General features: G+C 39.3%; 26 protein-coding genes and 3 tRNA genes. 15 read left to right on the top strand and 14 right to left on the bottom strand.

What is annotated here, in order from left to right:
- Positions 1–114 precede the first annotated feature (114 nt).
- Positions 115–1,065, bottom strand: a complete 951-nt coding sequence (locus tag MRT15_RS04710) for an NAD-dependent epimerase/dehydratase family protein (RefSeq protein WP_304328396.1) — start codon at positions 1,063–1,065, stop codon at positions 115–117.
- 146 nt (positions 1,066–1,211) lie between these two features.
- Here MRT15_RS04710 and MRT15_RS04705 point away from each other — a divergent pair, with 146 nt between their 5' ends.
- Positions 1,212–1,502, top strand: coding sequence for a hypothetical protein (locus tag MRT15_RS04705; RefSeq protein WP_304328394.1), 291 nt, complete (start codon positions 1,212–1,214; stop codon positions 1,500–1,502).
- Positions 1,503–1,659: 157 nt separating this feature from the next.
- Positions 1,660–2,499 carry a hypothetical protein gene (locus tag MRT15_RS04700; RefSeq protein WP_304328392.1) on the top strand — a complete coding sequence of 280 codons (840 nt, stop codon included), beginning with the start codon at positions 1,660–1,662 and terminating at the stop codon, positions 2,497–2,499.
- On the opposite strand, the gene MRT15_RS04695 is transcribed toward MRT15_RS04700, so the two are convergent.
- From MRT15_RS04695 to MRT15_RS04685, 3 genes are read right to left on the bottom strand one after another with little or no spacing between them, the layout of a single operon-like run.
- Positions 2,496–2,981, bottom strand: a complete 486-nt coding sequence (locus MRT15_RS04695) for a hypothetical protein (protein ID WP_304328390.1) — start codon at positions 2,979–2,981, stop codon at positions 2,496–2,498. The genes MRT15_RS04700 and MRT15_RS04695 overlap by 4 nt on opposite strands.
- A complete protein-coding gene (locus tag MRT15_RS04690; protein WP_304328389.1) occupies positions 2,971–3,453 on the bottom strand; it encodes a hypothetical protein in 483 nt (160 codons plus the stop codon). The genes MRT15_RS04695 and MRT15_RS04690 overlap by 11 nt, the downstream gene beginning before the upstream one ends.
- A gap of 38 nt (positions 3,454–3,491) precedes the next feature.
- Positions 3,492–5,042: a hypothetical protein gene (locus tag MRT15_RS04685; protein ID WP_304328387.1), complete on the bottom strand. Its 1,551-nt coding sequence runs from the start codon at positions 5,040–5,042 to the stop codon at positions 3,492–3,494.
- A gap of 75 nt (positions 5,043–5,117) precedes the next feature.
- Between MRT15_RS04685 and MRT15_RS04680 the strand changes: the two genes are divergently transcribed.
- Entirely contained in the window at positions 5,118–6,107 is a 990-nt protein-coding gene (locus MRT15_RS04680) for a glycosyltransferase 4 family protein (protein WP_304328385.1), read from the top strand.
- The gene (locus MRT15_RS04675) at positions 6,104–6,352 is read left to right on the top strand and encodes a hypothetical protein (RefSeq protein ID WP_304328383.1); all 249 of its coding nucleotides are present in this window, start codon (positions 6,104–6,106) and stop codon (positions 6,350–6,352) included. The genes MRT15_RS04680 and MRT15_RS04675 overlap by 4 nt, the downstream gene beginning before the upstream one ends.
- On the opposite strand, the gene MRT15_RS04670 is transcribed toward MRT15_RS04675, so the two are convergent.
- Complete coding sequence (locus tag MRT15_RS04670; protein WP_304328381.1) at positions 6,349–7,167, bottom strand: TrmB family transcriptional regulator; 819 nt, start codon at positions 7,165–7,167, stop codon at positions 6,349–6,351. The genes MRT15_RS04675 and MRT15_RS04670 overlap by 4 nt on opposite strands.
- Positions 7,168–7,254: 87 nt before the next feature.
- On the opposite strand from MRT15_RS04670, the gene MRT15_RS04665 reads away from it, so the two are divergent.
- Genes MRT15_RS04665 through glmU form a run of 3 tightly spaced genes read left to right on the top strand, consistent with a single transcriptional unit; the run spans position 7,255 to position 10,452 of the window.
- Positions 7,255–8,298: a DUF354 domain-containing protein gene (locus tag MRT15_RS04665; RefSeq protein WP_304328380.1), complete on the top strand. Its 1,044-nt coding sequence runs from the start codon at positions 7,255–7,257 to the stop codon at positions 8,296–8,298.
- Positions 8,291–9,250, top strand: coding sequence for a Gfo/Idh/MocA family protein (locus MRT15_RS04660; protein ID WP_304328378.1), 960 nt, complete (start codon positions 8,291–8,293; stop codon positions 9,248–9,250). The genes MRT15_RS04665 and MRT15_RS04660 overlap by 8 nt, the downstream gene beginning before the upstream one ends.
- Positions 9,247–10,452: a bifunctional sugar-1-phosphate nucleotidylyltransferase/acetyltransferase gene (gene glmU / locus MRT15_RS04655; protein ID WP_304328376.1), complete on the top strand. Its 1,206-nt coding sequence runs from the start codon at positions 9,247–9,249 to the stop codon at positions 10,450–10,452. Before MRT15_RS04660 ends, glmU begins: the two co-directional genes overlap by 4 nt.
- Here glmU and porB read toward each other — a convergent pair.
- Genes porB through MRT15_RS04635 form a run of 4 tightly spaced genes read right to left on the bottom strand, consistent with a single transcriptional unit; the run spans position 10,449 to position 13,372 of the window.
- The gene (gene porB, locus MRT15_RS04650; protein WP_304328374.1) at positions 10,449–11,369 is read right to left on the bottom strand and encodes a pyruvate synthase subunit PorB; all 921 of its coding nucleotides are present in this window, start codon (positions 11,367–11,369) and stop codon (positions 10,449–10,451) included. The genes glmU and porB overlap by 4 nt on opposite strands.
- A gap of 2 nt (positions 11,370–11,371) precedes the next feature.
- Entirely contained in the window at positions 11,372–12,559 is a 1,188-nt protein-coding gene (locus MRT15_RS04645) for a transketolase C-terminal domain-containing protein (RefSeq protein ID WP_304328372.1), read from the bottom strand.
- A gap of 2 nt (positions 12,560–12,561) precedes the next feature.
- On the bottom strand, positions 12,562–12,831 hold the full coding sequence (locus MRT15_RS04640; RefSeq protein ID WP_369684949.1) for a 4Fe-4S binding protein: 270 nt from the start codon (positions 12,829–12,831) through the stop codon (positions 12,562–12,564).
- Positions 12,824–13,372 (bottom strand): 2-oxoacid:acceptor oxidoreductase family protein, encoded by a 549-nt coding sequence (locus MRT15_RS04635; RefSeq protein ID WP_369684948.1) that lies wholly within the window; start codon positions 13,370–13,372, stop codon positions 12,824–12,826. Before MRT15_RS04635 ends, MRT15_RS04640 begins: the two co-directional genes overlap by 8 nt.
- Before the next feature lie 119 nt (positions 13,373–13,491).
- On the opposite strand from MRT15_RS04635, the gene MRT15_RS04630 reads away from it, so the two are divergent.
- From MRT15_RS04630 to MRT15_RS04620, 3 genes are all read left to right on the top strand, one after another.
- Positions 13,492–13,569, top strand: a tRNA-Gly gene (locus MRT15_RS04630).
- Positions 13,570–13,650: 81 nt separating this feature from the next.
- The gene (locus MRT15_RS04625; RefSeq protein ID WP_304328367.1) at positions 13,651–14,856 is read left to right on the top strand and encodes an aminotransferase class V-fold PLP-dependent enzyme; all 1,206 of its coding nucleotides are present in this window, start codon (positions 13,651–13,653) and stop codon (positions 14,854–14,856) included.
- 31 nt (positions 14,857–14,887) lie between these two features.
- Positions 14,888–14,990: transfer RNA gene (locus MRT15_RS04620), tRNA-Glu, on the top strand.
- A 10-nt stretch (positions 14,991–15,000) separates the two neighbouring features.
- Here MRT15_RS04620 and MRT15_RS04615 read toward each other — a convergent pair.
- On the bottom strand, positions 15,001–15,513 hold the full coding sequence (locus tag MRT15_RS04615) for a hypothetical protein (RefSeq protein WP_304328364.1): 513 nt from the start codon (positions 15,511–15,513) through the stop codon (positions 15,001–15,003).
- Between the two features lie 91 nt (positions 15,514–15,604).
- Between MRT15_RS04615 and MRT15_RS04610 the strand changes: the two genes are divergently transcribed.
- The gene (locus MRT15_RS04610) at positions 15,605–16,753 is read left to right on the top strand and encodes a saccharopine dehydrogenase family protein (RefSeq protein ID WP_304328363.1); all 1,149 of its coding nucleotides are present in this window, start codon (positions 15,605–15,607) and stop codon (positions 16,751–16,753) included.
- A gap of 213 nt (positions 16,754–16,966) precedes the next feature.
- Here MRT15_RS04610 and yjjX read toward each other — a convergent pair whose 3' ends face one another.
- Positions 16,967–17,488, bottom strand: a complete 522-nt coding sequence (gene yjjX / locus MRT15_RS04605; RefSeq protein ID WP_304328361.1) for an inosine/xanthosine triphosphatase — start codon at positions 17,486–17,488, stop codon at positions 16,967–16,969.
- 73 nt (positions 17,489–17,561) lie between these two features.
- On the opposite strand from yjjX, the gene MRT15_RS04600 reads away from it, so the two are divergent.
- Positions 17,562–17,649, top strand: a tRNA-Leu gene (locus tag MRT15_RS04600).
- 257 nt (positions 17,650–17,906) lie between these two features.
- On the opposite strand, the gene MRT15_RS04595 is transcribed toward MRT15_RS04600, so the two are convergent.
- Both MRT15_RS04595 and MRT15_RS04590 read right to left on the bottom strand, forming a co-directional pair.
- On the bottom strand, positions 17,907–18,107 hold the full coding sequence (locus MRT15_RS04595) for a hypothetical protein (protein WP_304328360.1): 201 nt from the start codon (positions 18,105–18,107) through the stop codon (positions 17,907–17,909).
- The gene (locus tag MRT15_RS04590; protein WP_304328358.1) at positions 18,082–18,498 is read right to left on the bottom strand and encodes a hypothetical protein; all 417 of its coding nucleotides are present in this window, start codon (positions 18,496–18,498) and stop codon (positions 18,082–18,084) included. The genes MRT15_RS04595 and MRT15_RS04590 overlap by 26 nt, the downstream gene beginning before the upstream one ends.
- 345 nt (positions 18,499–18,843) lie before the next feature.
- Between MRT15_RS04590 and MRT15_RS04585 the strand changes: the two genes are divergently transcribed.
- Together MRT15_RS04585 and MRT15_RS04580 are read left to right on the top strand one after the other, a co-directional pair.
- Positions 18,844–19,545, top strand: coding sequence for a class I SAM-dependent methyltransferase (locus MRT15_RS04585; RefSeq protein ID WP_304328356.1), 702 nt, complete (start codon positions 18,844–18,846; stop codon positions 19,543–19,545).
- 150 nt (positions 19,546–19,695) lie between these two features.
- On the top strand, positions 19,696–20,571 hold the full coding sequence (locus MRT15_RS04580; protein WP_304328355.1) for a VIT1/CCC1 transporter family protein: 876 nt from the start codon (positions 19,696–19,698) through the stop codon (positions 20,569–20,571).
- Positions 20,572–20,667: 96 nt separating this feature from the next.
- Here the strand turns inward: MRT15_RS04580 and MRT15_RS04575 are convergent, their stop codons facing one another.
- Positions 20,668–21,294: a phosphatase PAP2 family protein gene (locus MRT15_RS04575; protein ID WP_304328353.1), complete on the bottom strand. Its 627-nt coding sequence runs from the start codon at positions 21,292–21,294 to the stop codon at positions 20,668–20,670.
- Positions 21,295–21,527: 233 nt separating this feature from the next.
- Between MRT15_RS04575 and MRT15_RS04570 the strand changes: the two genes are divergently transcribed.
- The coding region (locus tag MRT15_RS04570; RefSeq protein ID WP_304328352.1) for a PadR family transcriptional regulator at positions 21,528–21,927 on the top strand (400 nt) is incomplete at its 3' end.

Below are 21,927 nucleotides of genomic sequence, written 5' to 3'. Positions count from 1 at the left end.
ACTGGAATATATTTTGAGCAATTCAAAGATTTCCCTAGCACCATAAACTGAAATGAATACCCCAACCCTCTCCATAAAACCACATAGATAATGTCGTATGGGCTGTATAAAAATTTATAATGATAAATCTCCCATTTGCTTGGAAACGTAACTTATTGTTCTAGCCAAACCCTCACGTAAATCCACACTACAATTAAAGTTGAATTCCCCCCTAATCCTAGAGATATCAGCATAACTAAACTTAACATCACCAGGCCTTTCAGGAGCAAAATTCAATTCGATATGCTTATCAACCAGCTTAATCACCATTGAAGCTAAATCAATAATCCTAGTGGGGACACCACTACCAACATTGTAAACATCAAAATTGAAATCACTATTCTCCACGAATAACATTATGGCTTTAACAACATCATCAATGTAAATGAAATCTCTAGTCTGCATTCCATCACCATAAATTGTTAGAGGCACCCCCCTCAAAGCATTCTCAATAAATATCCTAATTACACCAGAATAATCGCTGAGCCTTTGACCGGGACCATAGGCATTGAAAAGCCTAAGGGAAACAGACTTAACCCCATAAAGTCTACGATAAACCCCAACAAGCAACTCACCCTCAACCTTACTGGCAGCATAAATGGACTTTGGATTCAATGGGTGAAGCTCATTAACAGGTAGAGTTACTGGATCACCATAAACTGCAGCTGAAGACATAAATATAAACTTCCCAGCATTAACCCTCCTCGCAAGTTCAAGGGCATTCAAAGTTCCACCAACATTAACCTCATGATACCTATACGGAAACAGATTGGATTCCTCAACACTTATTAAAGCAGCTAAATGAATTATGACATCAAACCTATAACCGGAAAGACTTGATACAAAAGATGGGGAGGATACATCAAGCTTGAAAACCCTCAAACCGGAATCAATATAAGGCTTCAAAAACTCAACACTCCCACGGGAGAAGTCATCAACAACATAAACTTCAAAGCCATCCTTAAAAAGCCTACCAACAACATTAGATCCAATGAAACCAGCACCACCAGTAACCAGAACCCTCAACAAAAACACCAAATAACATAATGTGAAACTTTAAAATTTAAAATAAATTCATAAATCCCAAACCCCCAAAAAGCCTGTAAAAATGGGAAACGTTAAATATTAATTTTGAATAATATTTTAAGGATAATTTAAGAGATGATGATAACATGAGTAAAGATCAAATCATAGGGGTAATACTCCTAATAGCAAGCATAATAGGAATAATAGTCTACGGATACCTAATCTACATGTACCCACTAATAATAATGCAGATAACACTATTCATAGCAGTGGCAGCAGTGGGGCTAATAGTAGCATGGATAGGATACACGTTAGCCACAACACCACCACCAAAACCCATAGAAGAAATAGAGAAAGAAATAGAAAAGGAAATGAAAGAGATAGAGAAGGGGGAAAGCGGAGAGAAGAAGGAAGGGGAAGGGGAAAAAAAGGAATAAACAATTTTAAACACCCCAAATCATTTTAGATTTAAACATTAAATGTTTAGATGAACAAGTACATCTCCATGCTATAAGCCCATATAGACTTTAAATCAAAAGTGAATAAAAAGCCCTATAAAACAATCCTCATAAAATGATTTGATGGGATTATAAAGTGAAATCCACATTGATAATCGGTGGAGACCCACTATCAGACAAAGTGATTGAAAGACTAAACAGAAGATATCAAACACCATACTATTGGAACATATATGGCGCCAGCAAAATAAACTCAGAAGAATACGAAGCAGAGATGATTAATGGTGAAAATGCAAAGATTTGCGAAGACTATATATCAAGATCCCCCGAAATAATATTCACAATACCACTGAAAATATTCAATGAGAAGAGGGGGGAGACTCTGGAAACTCTAAATAGAGTTATGGAGTCGATTGGAGGGGGCATGGTAAACTTTACAATAGCAGTATATCAACACACACCCAAATCCGGGGAGGAAATAGAGAGATTAAGCAACATACTAAAAAATTGCAAAACTAAAATGTGGAAGATAATTTATTTTGGGGAAGTTTATGGAGAAAGAGTTAACGTTGGAGTAGTTTTCGAAGTACTGGAGAAGTTAAAGGAGGATTGCATGAACATAAAAATCCCATTACACCCAGAAGAGAAGAGGAATTACATATATGTGGATGATGCTGCAAGGGCTGTGCTGAGTAGAAATATAGGTGTAGGGGGAGGAGCAATATACTTAGTGAAGGATGTAACCATAAACAACAAAACCCTCCTAAAGAGGATAACCGAACTAATAGGGGTAAATGGACTATGCAAAATAAACTTCGATGAGAAAGCTGAGAAAGCAGACCCGCCAAACCTACCACAACCAAAGGAATTCAAAACCAAAATCAACATAATAGATGGTTTAAATAGAACCATAGGCTGGTTTGAGGGGGAATATGGCCCAATACAAGTATTGAAAAACAATAATTGCAAATTCTAAACGCCAGACCTTTTAGCACTAACCCAATCAAAAACACATTTTAAAATGGATAGAAAACCTGCCACAATCACCAAGTACACCACAATGGTATAATCAAGGGAAACCATTATGCTGGGTTGAGATATGAAGGGGAATTTCAATGTAAGCTTACCCATACCCCCAATGTTACCAAGCGTAACCAGGTACAATGAGAAGTAAATGGATAAAAACACTCTAAACAGTGAAACAACCAAACTCCCACGAGAACCAGGATTCAAAATGCCACCCACAAAGGAAAGCAAGGATATTACAATGCCCATCGCGGCAAGACCATAAAAGAAGCTGTACAATCCAAGATTTTCATTCAAATACGATAAAACTTCTTGAGGTAGATTCATAAGGGATAATGCATATATCATCCCAATTGGAATTAAAACCCTAACTATAATTGATGGAATCGTACGTATGAATGCACTTAAAATTTTACCCAACTCACCCACCACCAATCCTCACATTACCAATATCAACCCTCAAACCAAACAAGTTAGAGATAACTCTAAATTCCAAACCCATATTCATATATGGAGGGTTCACATCAAAACCATACTTCAGAACATCAGATTCAGTAAGGGTGAATTTCAAACTCAATGTCTTTAGGCTGTGGGGTGGAATAGTTGTGGAGTTGGAAGCGGATCTGACAACAACCCCACTGGCAGTACATATTGATGCATCAAACTTCACATTCATATCCACAAACCCATTATTAACAGCATTCAATCTAATGATCATAAAATACTCCCTAGACACATCATTAAAGCCTAAATCGATCTTAATGGATTCATTGGGATTGGACATAATGCCCATTAAACCTGTGGATATTGTGTATAAGGATAGGGAGAATAAGACTAATATACATAGGTCTATTGCTAAAATGGATACCCGCAACCCAAAAGACACATACTTATACTTACCCAAGGATTCCCACTACCAGTGAACAAGACTAATTTGGGGTGCTAAAATATAAATTTACCTTTTAAAATCCTACTCCTAAACCATGATATGGAATGCTGAATTAACCCCCTAAACTCCACGTCAAAAGCCATCAAAGTAATACCATAAACCATTGCCCCAAGAGCTACACCAAAAAGAGAGTACTTGAATACCTCAACAAACTCCCTTGAGACAACAGCGCCAAAACCACTCAAATAGAGCGTGGAAAACATGATGACTGAGGAAAACATATACTTTGAAACGTTAACCCATGGAAACCTAACACCCATAATACGTTTAGAATCCAAATAGAATTTTAAACATAGAATCAAATTAATTATTAAACCCAGCAGAATCCATATAGAGACAAGCATTGATGGATTATATATAAATGGTGATACAGCATTGAAGACCAAGTATAGGCAGATTATGTAAAGAACATTTAATGTGAGGGATATGGAGGGATACGTGAACAATTTGCTGGCTAGGTAATCCCTCAAATCAACATTATCCATGACGTCAACGCGCTCAAAACCTATTATGGCACTTGATAGAACACCTGCAACCAGTGATGGGAGAACGCTTATGGCTCCAAGATACAAAGCCTGATGGGAAACTGCATACTCAGCTCTAAGCAGGGAGAGGAAGGTTTCAGACATGGCTAAAACCCCAAACACCATTGGAAATGCAAACATCAAAACATACTTCAAAGCAGACTCCACATCCTCCCTAGAACCCCCACTCAAAATCTTTGGGTATAAAGCTGATGACAGCATACCAGCATAGGATATAACTGAAGATATCGTGCTAACAGCCTTAAGATGGGCTAAAACCCTAAATGGGGTTGAGGGATCTGGAAATCGTATGAGGAATGTTATGATGGGAGTTTCCAAGCTTCTAACGTAACCGGGTATGATGCTGTATGCTGGGAGCCATGAAAGCTTAACCCATTTAAAAGCCAAACTGGAATTAAAGCCTCCACTAAAACTCCCCCTAAACATGATGAATATGAAGGAAGAGTAAAAGTATTTTGCAATAACATATGAGAGTAATGCACCTACAAGTCCAAGCCTATAATAATTTACGAGTATAAAACCTGAGGAAAGCTTAACAATCTCCAACAATATTCCTCCATAACCGGTAAATTCAGGAGCAAGGGCGGTGGCAATGGCATCTAAATTGGATGCAAAATACTCTGCTGGTATCTGCAATAATAGAACCATTATGACAGCTTGCAAGTAGCTTAAGCTTATATTAGAGTATAATATGTATTGTGAAGCCACCATGAAAACCAGCATTGAAGTCAATGTTAAAATTGAAGTTAAAATTAAACTCGTCTTACCAACCTTAAACCCCCTACTCGCATACCTAACAACCCAATAATTCACAAATGTGGAGGGGATGACAAAGTATTGAAGCCAAACACCAAAGAAGCTCCATAAACCAAACTCCTCTTCACTAAGCCTCCTAGAAACCATCGTAACAAAAATAAGTCCAGTTAATGTGCTAAAAAGTTTCGAGGCAAAATTGACAGCCCCAGCATACCTAACCCTAATACCCCTAGACCCAGTCATTACAACCATTAAAACTATAAGGGCGATAATACATTTTAAGATTTACATGTGCAGATATATTAGAGGTAGCTGACAATGATGCCAATAGCCTTAATAGCCTCATTCACAATAACATTAGCGGTAACCCCACTAATAATGAAGCTTATGCGCAAATTAGGCATCATCGGAATAGACGTCCACAAGCCCAGTAAACCAGAAATACCTGAAATGTGTGGGTTGAGCATGCTAATAGGGTTGGTGGCATCATCAATAATACTCTTAAGCATACAATTCAACCCAAAGATATTGGCATTCACATTAACATCAACACTAGCAGCAATTATAGGGATGATAGATGACATATTAACCCTCAAGGCTAAGGTTAAAACTGCACTAACAATAATATGCTTCACACCAATAGCCATAATGTCTATGATATACCCAAACTACATAGTTCTCGGAAGACCTAGAGCCCCATTAATAGGGGGGTTCAGACTCACCATAGTTTACTGGATACTACTACCATTTGCAATAGCTGTGCCAGCCAACGCCATAAACATGATGGACACATATAATGGTGTGATGTCAGGAGGATGCGCCATGATGTCAGCATCCCTACTGGCATCATCAATAATACTTGGACAATGGGATGAAGCTGCAATGTCCGCAATAATATTGGGGGTTTCATCAGCATTCTACTACTACAACAAGTATCCTGCAAAAGCTTTTGCAGGGGATACTGGAAGCTTAATGCTTGGAGCAGCCATTGGAAGTATAGCTGTTCTTGGTAGAATGGAGATTGTTGGAATAACTGTCCTAATGCCATTCATAATGAATGCATTCCACTCACTGAGCAGTATTGGAGGATTATTGGAGAGGAGGGAGATAGCTGAGAGACCCGTTAAAGTTGTGGGTGAATATATAGAGGCAAACCCTAATCCAAAAGCTCCAAAAACACTGGCAAACCTAATGCTCAGAAAGGGGAGGGCCACTGAACTGGAGCTAATAAAATCTTATCACGCCCTATGCGCAATATCCTCAATAATGGGAGTAATAACGGCAATACTAATGCTGGTGAGAATATGAAGACTTTGAATAGAATATGGGATTTAGCATTAATAATGGTGGCAGTATGGGTTATGATGATAGCATTAATAGTTATGATAGATAAGATGGTTGTTCCATTGAAGATATTGGTGGATGGAGGGGCTACCCAAACAATCCTTGAAGCTTTAATAAAGCTTATGATATCCGCATTCATGGCAATGTCCTGGCTTCTAATATGGGTGAAAATGATTCAAAAGTACATTGAAAGGTATAATAGGATTTAAGAAGTGGAAGCTGAAGACCACCTATACTCAAATGCATCAAGAAATATTGATATCAACCCCCTATTCTCAGTATAATGAGGCCTGTAAACTATTGGACTCCAATACCTCCTCTCCTCCCTTGGAACCCATATGAGGAATATAAGCTTACAGCGATCAACAATAGTCCCCCTAACAGGATACCAATCCTCAGAGGCAATCCTAACATCAACACCCATCCTCTTAAGACGATTAAATATCTCCCTAGACTCTGGATTCAGAATCCTCATCAAAACCCTAACTTTAACCCCCCTACCAAGGGCATCATGAATCTCCTTCTCAATCTTATTGAACCATGTGAATAGCTGTGAGAATATTATTATCTCCTGCTTAGCTGAAGATATCATCTCCCTAGTCTTATCCTCCATTTCATGTAAATCTGGTATAGGCTCAAGTAGGGAGCTTGGATCAATCTTCAACCTACTACTATAATAATGCTCTTCCAAAATTGGCTGTAGAGAATCGAAAATCCTCTCCAAATTGGATATCTCATTATCAAGACTCCTCCTCAAGTATGATACGTAATTCTTAAATGCAGATTTAGGATCTAAAGCCTCAAACCTCCTAGGCCTACCGGAAATGATCTTCACAAACCCCTTATCCTCCAAAGCCTCCAAAACATCATAAACTCTTGGTAGTGGAACATTGGATAAGCTACTAATCTCCTCAGCGGTAAGCTCAGCCCTATCAAGTAAAGCTAAATAAACTCTAGCCTCATACTCAGTTAAGCCTAAGGATTTAAGCTTCAAGATAATATCATAAAAATCGGAGCTCTGCATCAATACTCATTATTTGATGCAAAAATATATATGTAGAGTTTTTCACTAGAAGAGTGTAAAAAAGAGTTAAAATGAAGGTAGATATCATTGAAGACAATATGGATCGATGCATTAACACCAAAACAGGCACTACTATCAATAAAGATCATGGAAGCAGCATGGAAGATAGGATACAAATCAATAATAACCACAAGAGAATACGATTACACAACGAAAATCTATAAGCTATACAATTTGAACCCAATAATTGTGGGTAAGCATGGTGGAGAGAAGCTTGAAGGAAAACTTATGGCAAGCCTAAATAGGAGCATAAAACTTGCAGAGACAATAATGGGTTTAGAGCATAAACCATCATACCATATCTCACTAACATCACCAGAAGCCGTAAGGGTAGCCTTTGGACTATCAATACCAATAATACTATTAAATGACACACCACACTCAAAATATGTGAACAAACTTACAATACCACTAGCAGATATACTGATAACCCCAAGAGCTATACCAAAGGAGGAATATAGAAACCTAATAGATGAAGAGAAGATCATACAATACAATGGAGTTGACGAATTAGCTTGGATAAGGGACTTCAAACCAAATGAGAGAGTTCTAAATGAAATTGGATTGAACGCCAATGATAAAATAATCATTGCAAGGGAAGCAGAATATAAAGCATCATACTACGATCAGAATGGGAAGCCTGTGAAGATGCTCATAGAGAAGATAATTAGGGAATTCGGTGAAGAAGTGAAGGTGATTTACCTACCAAGATACGATGATGAATCAATACCCAATGGAGCCATAGTGCCAAGGGAAGCTGTGGATGCAAGGAGCATAATGAAATACGCAACACTAACCATAACTGGCGGAGGAACCATGGCTAGAGAATCAGCATTGATAGGGACGCCATCAATAAGCCTATTCCCAAAACAAATACATGTAAATAAATGGCTTGAGGAGAGGGGGTTGCCAATAAAGAGCATAAGGGATATAAATGAAGCATACGAATATGCATCGAAGGTCATTAGGGATCCAGACAGATATAAGGTTAAAACAGACGAGATAATTAGGGGGATGGAAGATCCAACCCAAGTGATCATGAAGATTTTGAGGGGGGATATGGATGGATAAAGTTGGCGTTGCAGTAATAGGATGTGGAGCATGGGGGAGAAACCACCTCAGAGTATTAAGCGAACTGAAAGGGGCTAAACTAGTGGCTGCATCAGATATAAATCAAGAAGTTCTAAGAATGGTAAAGGAGAAGTATGAAATACAAGTCTACACAGACTACCATGAAATGTTGAAGGATAAGGAGATAGAGGCCGTAACCATATGCACACCATCATCAACCCATGCAAAAATAGCATTAGACGTTATAGAGGCAGGGAAAAACCTACTGGTGGAAAAACCCATGACCATAACAGTTGAGGAAGCAAAAACCATAATTGAAAGAGCAAATGAACGCAAAGTTAAGTTGATGGTAGGCCACATAGAAAGATACAATCCAGCCGTACAGAGAGTTAAGAAGATGATAGATGAAGGGAGAATTGGAGAAATTGTGCTAATATCATCAAAGAGAGTTTCAAGATGGCCTGAAAGGGTGGGGGATGTGGGAGTTGTAAGAGACCTAGCAATACATGACCTAGACCTAATGAGATACATAACTGGAGCCGAACCCACAGAAATATATGCAGTTACTGGAAGCCTAAAACACAAGTATGAAGACCATGCAAACATAATACTGAAATTCAACTCAAACCCAACGGGGATAATAGAAGCCAACTGGATTACACCAAAGAAGATTAGAGAACTAACAGTAACTGGAAGTGAGGGGAGAATAGTAGCAGACTACATAACGCAAGAAATAAGGATAGAGAATAGCAATGGAGTATACATCCCAAACACACAATATGAAGAACCATTAAAGAGGGAACTGGAAAACTTCATAAATGTGGTTTTGGGAATAGAAGAGCCAATAGCAACTGGGATGGATGGATTAATAGCAGTATACCTATGTGAACTAACGCTGAAATCATCGAAAACAGGGCAACCAATAAAGGTTGAGGGGATATGGAATAAATGAAAGCAATAATCCTAGCAGCTGGGAAGGGGACTAGACTAAACCCACTAACAAAATATAGACCAAAACACCTACTCCCAATAGCTGGAAAAACGTTACTTGAAAGGATAATAATTGAATTGAAGAAGGCTGGAGTGGAGGAAATTGGGTTAATAGTTGGATACATGAAAGATGAAATTCAAAGGATGATTGGTGATGGAAGCAAGTATAAAGTGAAGATCAATTACATAGTTCAAGAAGCACAGCTTGGAACTGCACATGCAATAAAGATGGCTGAAAAGTACGTTGACAATGAAAGATTCATAGTGGTATATGGAGACATAACAGTTAATAGCGAAATAATATTAAAGGCAATAAATAGGCATGAAGAAACAAATGCCGCAACAACAATAGTATCCACGGAAGTGGAAGATCCATGGAACTATGGAGTTCTAGATGTGGATCAAGATGGGATGCTGGTAAACATAGTTGAAAAACCTGAGAGGGGGATGGAGCCAAGTAGACAGATAAATGCAGGCATATACGTCATGGAGGGAGGGAAAATATTCAATGCAATAAATAGGACAAGCATATCCAAGAGGGGGGAATACGAGATAACAGATACATTCAAAGAACTAATTAAAAATGGGGAAAGGATTACAGTTTGCAAGATACCTGGAAAATGGTGGAAAGATGTTGGGAGGCCATGGGACCTTCTGGAAGCAAATGAAGGGGAGATGAGTAAAATGGAGTATAATGGAAAAGTGCTTATTGGCTTGGGAAGCGTAATTGGGGATGGCTGCATAATAAACCCACCAGTAATAATAGGTGCTGAAAGTAAAATTGGCTGTAAATCTATAATTGGACCGTACACGTATATAGGAGATCGTGTTGAAGTGGGATTTGGAAGTAAGATCCTTGGAAGCATAGTAATGGATGATACGGTAATAATGAATAATGTGGAGATAGGTTACAGTATAATAGCATCAAACTGTATAATTGAGGGGGATGTGAAATTCGAATATGAAGCTAAAGATGGGGGGAAAGTGAAAATGAGGATTAAGGGGGTTGACGTGGATACTGGGAGGGATAGGATGGGTTCAGTGGTTGGAGACTACAGTTTCATAGGATGTGGAAGTATAATAGCTCCAGGAACGACAATACATCCGAATAGCATAATTCCACGCAGGAGACTCATATACTTCGATGTTGATGGAATCCTCTAACCCGCAGCTCCAGAGGTCTTAGACTTCTCAATCATCAATGCAATTTCATTCCATAAGCTTTCAACATAACGCTCCAACTCAGCCAATTGCTCCTTGCTAACCCTTGAAAATCTACCTTGAATCTTAATGTACTCCTCAATTGGCTTCCTATTCCTCTTATCTAGGAGTGGTTTGCATATATCACTCAATTTGAAGACTCCATGATCGATCTCATATAATGGCCACAGCCCAGTTTGAACAGCTAATCTACCAACCTCCACAGTCTTATCACTTGGGAATCTCCACCCAGTTGGGCATGGAGAATGTAAATGAATATATCTCATACCCCTAATGGATGCAGCCCTCCTAACCTTAGCCACAAAATCCAGTGGATAGGCAACTGAAGCTGTTGCAACGTATGGTATTCCATGGGCAGCCATTATCATAGGCAAATTCTTCTTATGCTCACTCTTACCAGTAATTGTCGTGGTAGTCCAAGCAGCATATGGAGTTGCACTACTCCTCTGAATACCAGTGTTCATGTAAGCTTCATTATCATAGCATACATAGATTATGTCATCATTCCTCTCAGCAGCACCGCTAAGGGAAGCCATACCAATATCTGCAGTTGCACCATCACCAGCCCATACAACCACATGAACATCCCCTTTACCAAGAACGTCAAAGCCTGCTTTAACACCAGCAGCAGCTGAGGGGGATGCTGCAAAAGCAATATTCAAGACTGGAACACCATATGAGGATTTAGGATATGGACCTTCAATTATCGTGGAGCAACATGCAGGTATTACAAGGACATATTTACCCTCTAAGGCCTTACCAAGCATCCTCAAACCCATGGTGGCTGGGCAGCCGGGGCATGCAGCGTTACCAGGTAGAAGATACTCATTTAATGTTAAACTCCTTATGGAGATACTCATACTTAAACCACCTCCCTCAAACCCACCCATAAAGGCGGTTTTGGCTCCACCCCCCTATCAGCCATATCAATTAGGATTTTGAAGATATTTACATAGTTATCCACAGTTACATCTCTACCACCCAAACCCCCCACAAACCCTTGAACTGGAACTTTAATTCCAGATAGCGCTGATGAAACTTCACAATGCAAGATTCCACCATAACCGAAACTATAATCCCTATCGAAAACGCCAATGTAACGCTTACCACCACAAATCCTCCTTAAATCTTCAAATGGGAAGGGCCTAATAGCTCTAAGCTTCAATAATCCAACTCTATACCCCTCATCCCTCAATAAATCCACAGCCTCCTTAGCATCACCACTAGATGACCCAACATTAATCAATACAACATCAGCATCACTACACCTATAATCTTCAACAAGACTATCATAGTATCTACCAGTAATTTCACCATACCTCCTACCAGCTTCAACAATAACCCTCCTAGCAGAATTCATGGACTTCTCAATCTCATACCTAAACTCCATGAAGTATTCTGGGTAAGTTAAGTTTCCATGCGTCAATGGGTTTTCTATATCAAGTATGAATGGTTTACGCCTAGATCCAGGTGGAGGCAGGTATCCATCAACATCACTCTGTTCAGGTATGGAAACCGGTGTGGATGTATGTGACAGGATGAATGCATCAAGTGCAACCATAACTGGTTGCAGAACCCTCTCATCTTCACAAATCCTGTAAGATTGAATTATCAAATCGAGAACCTCCTGATTATCCTCAGCGAAGAATATTATCCAACCACTATCCCTATGGGCTAAAACATCATTATGCTCAGACCATATACTCCAAGGTGGAGCAAGAGCCCTACATACAACAGCCATAACCAATGGAAACTTACCAAGCCCTGCCCACCAAACAAGTTCAGACATGTACATGAGTCCATGGGAGGATGTGGCGGTGAAAGCTCTAGCCCCAGTTGCCGCTGCACCAATACAAGCAGCCATAGCACTATGCTCACTCTCAACCCTAACATACCTCGCATCCAACTCTCCACTCTCAACAAATTCATCAAGCTTCTCAACAATGGAAGTCTGCGGAGTTATGGGATATGCCGATATAACTTGAACTCTGGAAAGCTTAGCCCCATATGCCACCGCATAATTCCCAGTTAAAATCTCAGTTCTCGCCATCATCACCCCTCCCTAACCATGGTTATAGCTTTAAATGGACATTCATTAGCACAAATACCACAACCCTTACAATACCTATAATCAACCTCAACGCTCATAAGATCATCACCAACACGTTTAATGGCTGCTTCAGGGCAGTAAAGCCAACACAACAAACACTTCTTACACTTACCCACATCAATTACAGGCTTAAATGTTCTCCAAATACCAGTAAGTCCTGAAGCCCCCTCAGAAGGTTTGGATATTGGAATAATATGCGACAATTCAAACACCCCCAATAGAATTGTAAGCCAACTTAGCTGCCTCAGCATTCAACTCCCCAACCTTACCAGACCATGTGGATGAAATAGTCTCCAAAACAGCTTCCAAGGGGAGAATTCCAATAACCCTAGCCAAAGCGCCAACAATAGCTGTATTCACAGCTGGGAAACCTGCAAAATACAATCCAAGCTTAACAGCTATACCAGTGGCATCAACACAGTAAACCCTAAACCCCTCAAACCCATGTTCAAATTTACCCTCAGGGGAATTCAGTAGTATGATGCCATTGGGCTTCAACCCCCTCAAAACATCCACAACCTCCATTATTTTAGGATCAAAAACAGCAATAACATCGGGACGATAAACTTGACTATGCCTCCTAATAGGTGTATTGGATATCCTAGCATAAGCCTCGACAGGAGCCCCACGCCTCTCAGCACCAAACATCGGTATACTTTGACCCCACAAACCCACCCTAAAAGCTGAAGCAACCAAGAGCTGTGAAGCAGTAACGACACCCTGACCTCCACGACCATGAAATCTGAACTCCAAGAAAACCAAAATCTACACCATGAAAAGATATCTAATGATATCTAAAAATCTTTCGAAGCCAGAGTTTAAATGTTGAAGCAAAGAATTTATTCAACAGAAATTATAATTCTAATTTAGAAGCGGCGGTCGTCTAGCCTGGACTAGGACACTGGCCTTCCGAGTCAGCAACCCGGGTTCAAATCCCGGCCGCCGCACCATAACTCCACTTCAACCATTATAAGCATGATCGATAAAAATGCAACTTAAAAAGGAATCACTAAGTATATATGTGGTATACATTGAAATCTAATTACATGAGATACTTAAATGTTAAAGAAGATTTCCCAGCCCTAAAGAGGTATAAGGCATACCTAAACACAGCAGCTCAAGGGTTAATTCCAAAACAAACATCAGAAGCTTTAAGGAGATTCCTAGAAAAGACGGAGGTGGATGAATGGGGGGATTTAGGGGAAGAAGTTGAAAAGCCAGCTAAGAGGGAGATTGCAAAACTAATAGGATGCGATGATGAGGAAGTATCATTCAGCGTACAAACCACAGATGGATTTAGAAGAATACTGCTCTCAATAAAACCAAGGGAGGGGGGTAACATAGTGGGCATAGACTTAGAGTTCCCATCAATATCAATGGCAATAAAAACATTAAGCCAAAGAAATCACAGCGAATTAAGAATTGTAAAGCATAGGGATGGAAGATATTATGTAACCGACTTCGAGAAATTGATAGATGATAAAACATATGCAGTTATATTTAGCAGTGTAGTATGGGTTGATGGATTCATGCTACCAATAAGGGAGATAAGCGAGATAGCCCATGAAAGGGGGGCGCTGGTAGTTGTGGATGGAATACAACATGTGGGTGCAGTAAACATGAATGTGAAGAAGCTTGGAATAGATGCCATGGCTGTTGGTGGAGAGAAATGGTTACTAAACAATGTTATAGGATCAGGATTCATATACGTGGATAAAGAGGTTGTGGAGGAACTTGAACCCCCAGCTCAAACACTAATGAACTTCCAAGAGCCAACTGAAGGATGGAGCAAATGGTGGACCAAAATAGATAAAGACCCATGGAAACCTTTGGAGAAATCTAAAACAGCATCAAAACTTGATTGGGGTGGTGGAAAACCATACATTTTAATAGAGGCATTGAGATCCTCAGTGGAATACTTAAACAATATTGGAATTGAGAGAATAGAGAAGCATAACAGAGCATTGAAGAGAAGGATAATTGAGGAAGCTGAGAAGATGGGGTATAAAGTTCTAGGTTACGTTGAAGATGAAGATAAATGGTCATCCATAACGACAATATCCACAGGGAAGGGATATGTAAGGGAGATGGAGGCAGTTAGAATTATGAGGGAAGAGGGAATGCAAGTATCATATAGAGGTTCATCGGGGATAGGTGGAATAAGAATTTCACCACACATATACAACGATGAAGCGGACATAGAAGTATTGTTTTCTAAGCTCAAGGAAAAAATTTAAGGATAAACCATCCTCAAATATTTTGAAGAATGCCTCGGTCGTATAGCCCGGTCAAGTATTCAGGCCTCTCGAGCAACAATTGAATAGCGTGGGGAAAGCCTGAGACCCGGGTTCAAATCCCGGCCGAGGCACCAAACAATTTATTCAACGCCTAAGAGATGAAAAGCCACCCTGCCTATGTGGAAGCTTATCCATCCCCCTAATCTTTGAAACCTCAGATAATAAGGCATCAGTCTCAACCCTAATTTTACGGGCGAAATCAAGTGCAAAATTACGATCAAAATTACCTGAAGATACCATGCTATCAAAGGATTTCAAGTCATCCACATACCCCCTAAACAATTCCGCAAATTTTGGAACCCTCATATTCAATTCAGAAAGCAAAGTAACGCTCAACCCATCATACAAAAGCTCAACAAGAGATTTTGAAACAACACCCCCACCCTCAAAATCCATCAAACAACCCTTAACCCTCTCAAGATTTGAAGATAATCTTGGAATTAAATCCCCCTTAACCTTCTCAGTAACTTCAATACGAACCTTATCCTCATGAACCATATACATGTAAACGTACAGTAATATCATAACTATGGCGATTAAACCAGCATAATCCAAATAACTATTCTCACCAAGCCATAAGTAAGGGTAATTGAACATGAACATAAACCCACAACAAATCTACCCACAACCTCAAATATAAACCTATATATACCATGCAACCAAATATAGATAGTTAACGTGAAGTTGTATGAAGGCAATAATAATTGGATGCGGCCCAATGGGTCAAGCTGCAGCCATAGAAATGCTAAGAGACAAAGATTTAGAAGAAGTGAGCATATTAGATGTAGATTCATCGAAACTTGAAGCAGCAAAGAGTAAACTTAAAGATGAAAGATTGAAAACCACACAAATGAACGTTGAGAAAACCGAGGAGCTAATGAAGATAGTATCAAAATACGATTGCGCCATAATAGCTTTACCACACAAACTAGTGGTTAAAGTTGATGAAACATGCATAGATGCAGGGGTAAACACAGTGGACTTAGCATACGAACCAGAACAATTGGAATTAAATGGGAGGGCTGAAGATAGGGGGGTCATGCTAATCCCAGGATGCGGTGTAGCCCCAGGATTAAGCAACATACTAGCAAGATACGGTTCATATAGGATGAGTAAAGTTGATGCTATAAAGATAAGGGTTGGAGGGATACCATTAAACCCAAAACCCCCACTAGATTATGGATTATTCTTCTCCCTAGAAAGCGTGATAAATGAGTATACGAGGCCTGCAAGGATAATAATGGATGGAAGAATGATGCATGTACCGGCACTATCTGGACTTGAAATCATAGAAGTACCTGAACTGGGCACCCTAGAATGCTTCTACACAGACGGCTTATCAACACTACCACACACCATGGGAAATGTGAGGGAAATGTGGGAGAAGACAATAAGATGGCCTGGACATGCAGAAAAGATGATGACACTAAGAGAATTAGGATTCTTCGAAAAAACTGGAGTAAAAATAGGCGAACTCGAAGTAAAACCAGTAGACCTAACAATAAAAATGCTGAAAGAGAAACTGAAAGAAGAGGAGGATGTGATAGTACTAATAGTTGAAGTTATTGGTTATATGGGGGATGTATACGTGGAAGCAAAATACAAGCTAATAGACTACTATGATAGGGAATTGAAGGTTACAGCCATGGGCAGAACAACTGGATACACAGCTGCCTTAATAGCGAAAATGATCATGAAAGGCAAAGTGAGGGGGAAGGGGGTAATACCACCAGAAAACCTATTAACAAAGGAGGGTATAGAGGAATTATTCAAAGAACTATGGAATAGAGGAATTAGAATAGATGAAGAGGTAGTGTACAAGAAGACAAGCTGGTAGCTGAGGATCAATAAACCCATGAAAACATTAAGTAAATGGGCATACGGTAGTGAACATCCTAAAATTAAAACCCTAAAACCCCATCATGGAAGAATTAACAATAATGTATGATGGAGGCTCAGCCGGTTGATCCATCATCAACCTTCAGCCAAGGCTGAACTCCTCATCGCCAAAATTAATTAAATGATTAAGCATAGATAAGTGTTACTGAATCTATGAGTAGAATTCAGGTGAAATCTTATATGTTAAAGCATAGATCAATGCAGTCTCCCAAGAATCCCTCCTAGTAAGCAGATTCTTAGTTAAAACTCCAATGGCACCAACATCAAGCTTAGTATGGGACAAACCACTTATGGCATCAATGGCATCACCAAGCTCCATCCCACCCAAAACCATATCAACAACCCTACGTGGCAATGGCATATAACCACCACAACCGAAAGACCAAAAACCACTGGAATCCATAATGGCACACCATGAAGAGACAAACCAAACCCCAAACTTCTCAACAACACCACCCTCCATACCCACATAAAGATCTCCGGAGGAAATTTTAGAGGCATTTAAAGCCCTATTCATAGCTCCACGAATAATTTCATCCTCACCAATAGGAGTATGGGAAACACCACTCCCAACATCCACAGACAACAAATCAAAACTCCCAAAAACTCTACAAGCAACCCTCCTAACAGCTTCAACCTTAACAGGATTAACAGAGCCAACAACAATCCTCATAAACACATCAATAAAGGAAAGAAATATGAAAGGAAAATTTAAACATTAAGATTTAAGAATAAAGAAGTTGAGGGCGGGGGTCGCCAAGCCAGGTCAAAGGCGCAGGGCTTAGGACCCTGTCCCGAAGGGGTTCGTGGGTTCAAATCCCACCCCCCGCACCAATTTAATAAATCATGAATACTAGCTCAGCACATCTCTTATTATTAACACCATTTCTGATAATCGAAGTAAAGGATAGGGCTCGAGAATGTATTAGAAGAAACCACTTCACAAAATTTCATAATAAGATTCACATCTATCCCATATGGTGCTCAACAAAATACAAATTTAATACGCCAATAGAGAAAATCCACTAAGTTTGGAGATTCCTAATTTTGCCATTTATCTGGATTTCATGTCTGGAGAGTACATAAATTAATTATATTTTTAATTTCTCAACTTTATCATATTCAGATTTTCTAAAATAATATTCTACTGACCAATCCCCCTCTAGGAGAATGATCCTTTTACCTTGATGCCTCATTCCATAAGCAACTCTAGGTACTTCTCCAAAATGAATAATCCATACCTCAGTATTTTTAGGGATAATTTTTCTAAGTGCATAATTGAGTATCCTCACTACTTCTCGCATACTCTAAGAGATCATTCCAACATTCAAAATTAATTAAAAAGGCCACCTTACCTCTGAAAATTTTCCTAATATTGTTTACTTTTTCCTCGAATTTTGAATAGGTAGGTTCACATTCCAACCAAATCTGCCTTCTTTTCCTTTTCTCGTATTGTTCCGCATATATGTCTGCTCTACATGTAGTTTTTTTAGAGAAAACTTTTTCAACCTCTATATCCTTAGCTTTAAAACCTTGCCTTAATAACTCTATAACCCCAGCAACCTTTAAAGCCCAATGCTCAAAACTTTCACCCTTATACCATCTAACAATGCATTCTTCCCTTCCCTTACTGATTATTGCAGGGTTTATAGAAATATTAATTCTTGATACTGATGTCCTCATATAAAACTCCTCATTTTCAAATGATCAATAAATACCTCATTATCGATTTTCAACATTTTAAAATTACGATTTCTGTAAAGTTTAATAAGTTAATACTGGATATAGGTTGTAGCATTCACTTATGAAAATTTGATTAATTGTAAAAACTTTAGAATTAAACTTTAGGGAAAATACTTAATGTTGAGGACTATATTTACAAGGCAACTTACGTTTTAATCATCCTTCAATACCGTAATCTCACCAAGAGGAAAAGTGTGGGGAAAAAATGCGAATTCGGCTGAACTAGTCTGATGCTACAATTAACTTTTAGAAAGAATTTTGTAAATGTTATTTTGGAGTTATGTTATGATTCAAGGGAGATGGAAGAATAACCAACACAGTATACGTGTAATGCAAGTTTTTGACAATTTTGTCGAGAGGTATGATGCATGGTTTGACTCACCCTTTGGGAAATCCGCTTTTGAAATTGAAAGGGCTTGTATAGCATCTCTATGCCGCGATCTTAAGGGGCCTTCCCTTGAAATAGGTGTGGGTACAGGACGTTTCGCGAAGGCTTTGGGAATAGAGTATGGTGTTGATATATCCGTGAGGGCATTGGAGTATGCTAAAAGGCGTGGTATAATTGTTGTGAGGGCATCTGGTGAGGAGCTACCATTTCCGGATGAATCGTTCAGCTCCGTATTCATTATAGTAACCTTATGCTTTGTTGAGAATCCAGAAAAGGTTCTTAGTGAAGCTTCAAGAGTATTATCGAAAGATGGTAGAATCATTTTAGGATTGATATTAAGGGAAAGTCCATGGGCACAGTTCTACATGAAGAAGGGGGAGGAAGGTAACGTTTTCTACAAAAACGCGACATTCTACAGCTTCAATGAGCTGGAGGATATGCTGATAAAGAATGGGTTAACAATAGTAAATGTATGCTCAACCATCTTCCAGAAGCCAACAGAAGAACCATTACACTTCGAAGCTCCTAGGAGGGGGTATTATAGGGAAGCTGGATTCATAGCTGTTGAAGCTGGGAGGAAGCCTCCAACCAGTATTTAAACTTTAATTGCGCAACCAACGGAACATTTCCTACATGCTTCGGGGTAAAGAGGGTATATGACTCTCTTACACATTCACTTAGATGGTTCATTTATAAGATGAGAGAGCAGTGGCAACATCTTTATTAAATGATTGAGGCATATAGCTTGAATGATGTTAGATAAAAGTGTTGAGAAGGTCATATTAGATGCTCAAAGGAACGAAATCACGGAGCATTTAATATATGAACGTTTGTCACGATCAGTGAAAGACCCACATAATAAGGAAGTTTTAAAGCACATTTCAGATGAAGAGCTAAGGCACTATAATTTTTGGAAGAAATATACGCATAGAGATGTTAAGCCTAACATGTGGAAGGTTTGGAAATACCTTTTGATCTCGAAAATTTTTGGGATAACTTTTGGAATAAAGCTTATGGAAAATGGGGAAGAGGAGGCTCAAACAACCTATGAAAGAATATCTGAGTTTATACCTGAAGCTAAAAATATTGTGAGGGATGAGGATGAACATGAAAGGCAGCTTATGGATTTAATTGATGAGGAAAGGCTTAAGTACGTTGGTTCTATGATCTTAGGGTTGAATGATGCACTGGTGGAGTTTACTGGTGCCCTTGCAGGCTACACCTTCGCCCTCCCAAACACGCGAATAGTTGCAATGACGGGATTAATTACGGGAGTAGCAGCATCGCTGTCGATGGCTGCATCGGAATACTTGTCAACTAAATCTGAGGGGGATGCTAGAAGCCCTTTAAAGGCAGCATCATACACAGGCATTGCCTACATCATCACAGTCCTATTCTTAATAGCACCATACCTGATTCTCACAGACGCCTACGTTTGCCTAGGATTGGAAATAATGGATGCAATCATAGTCATCTTCCTATTCACCTTCTACATTTCAGTTGCAAGAGATCTACCATTCAAAAAGAGATTTCTAGAAATGGCTGCAATCAGCCTAGGAATAGCAGGCTTAACATTCACCATAGGAGTATTCATAAGAATATTCTTAAACGTGGAAGTAGATTAATACCAGATACATTTGATCATTGAAGGGAACGAGGAAAACATATGTTCCTAATAGGCAAGTGAAATTTAACCAAACCTATTTGCAAACATCCTTATATCATCTAAAATTTCGTTCAACAATTTTGAATAGGAGGAGTGCTGTTGAAGACCAGATTAATCCAACTAAGACTCCTCCAATGACGTCGCTTAGCCAGTGGACGTTTAGGTATATTCTATCGAAGCAGACTATAAGTATCAATAGGAGAGAGAGGCTTCCAACAAATATCTTCAGAGGCTTCGACCGTAGGGAGGCGCCTTTGAAAATGATGTGTAAAATTATTATTGTGAAGGGGATTATTGATGATGCATGACCACTGGGGAATGAGTAGCCGGATTCAGGTATGACCATGTTTGGTGGTCTTGGGGTAGCCACATATAATTTAATGATTTGCGTTGTAATGGCGTTCCCAGCCATGGAGCCAACGAATATTATGGCGTCGTAGGAGTAGCCCTTAAAATAGAGGATGATGGAAATGAATATTGATATTAATGTTAACGCATACGTATCGAAGATAATGGAAATCAGTATGGCAACTTGATCGAAAGATGGAATCCTATATTGCATAATCAACGAGTTCACATAGTTATCCATCTGGGATAGCTCAGCTCTAAATGAAATTAAGATTAAAAGTAGGATTATTGATGCAATGAGTGTAGCTTCCATTACCCTCATGGACTTCTCCATGATAGATCACAAAGGTTAAGTAAGATACATTGGGAATGAAAATATAAAGAGTTTTCTCATGTAATCTCATCATTATGGCATAACGTAAGATTTCATATTTTCAACCTCACAGTCACATGCCCATATATTACTCACACTCATCCATGTGGGTATGTTAAATTGAAACTTCAAGAGGCTAAAAGTTGAATACAAGCGTTAAATGTATTGTTTGTTTTAGCAGAAGGTTTATATAGTTGAGTGATATCGATTTTGATATCAAAGGTGATATAATGTTCGACGACGAGTATACGCCTCAACAGCCTCTCCCACCGTCTAGGCATTGGGCGAGGCATATGGCTACAGTACCGAAGGGCTTTCTACGCTATCAAGTCTTAGAGCTTTTAAATGAAAAACCTCTTTCAGGCTCGGAAATAATGAGTGAAATCGAGAAGCTTACAAATGGATGCTGGAAGCCCAGTCCAGGTTCTATTTATCCGCTGTTATCTTGGCTTCAAGATGATGGCTACATTCAGGGAGTACCGACTGAGGAGAGTGGAATGAAAAGGTACATGCTTACTGAAAAGGGGAGGAAGCTTCTTGAGGAACAACGCAAAGTTTACGCTCAATTCCGTATGGATCGCAAGTTTTTTGCCC

Source organism: Candidatus Culexarchaeum yellowstonense (assembly GCF_024707025.1).
GTDB lineage: Archaea > Thermoproteota > Methanomethylicia > Culexarchaeales > Culexarchaeaceae > Culexarchaeum.
This window is presented reverse-complemented; position numbering and strand designations above follow the sequence as displayed.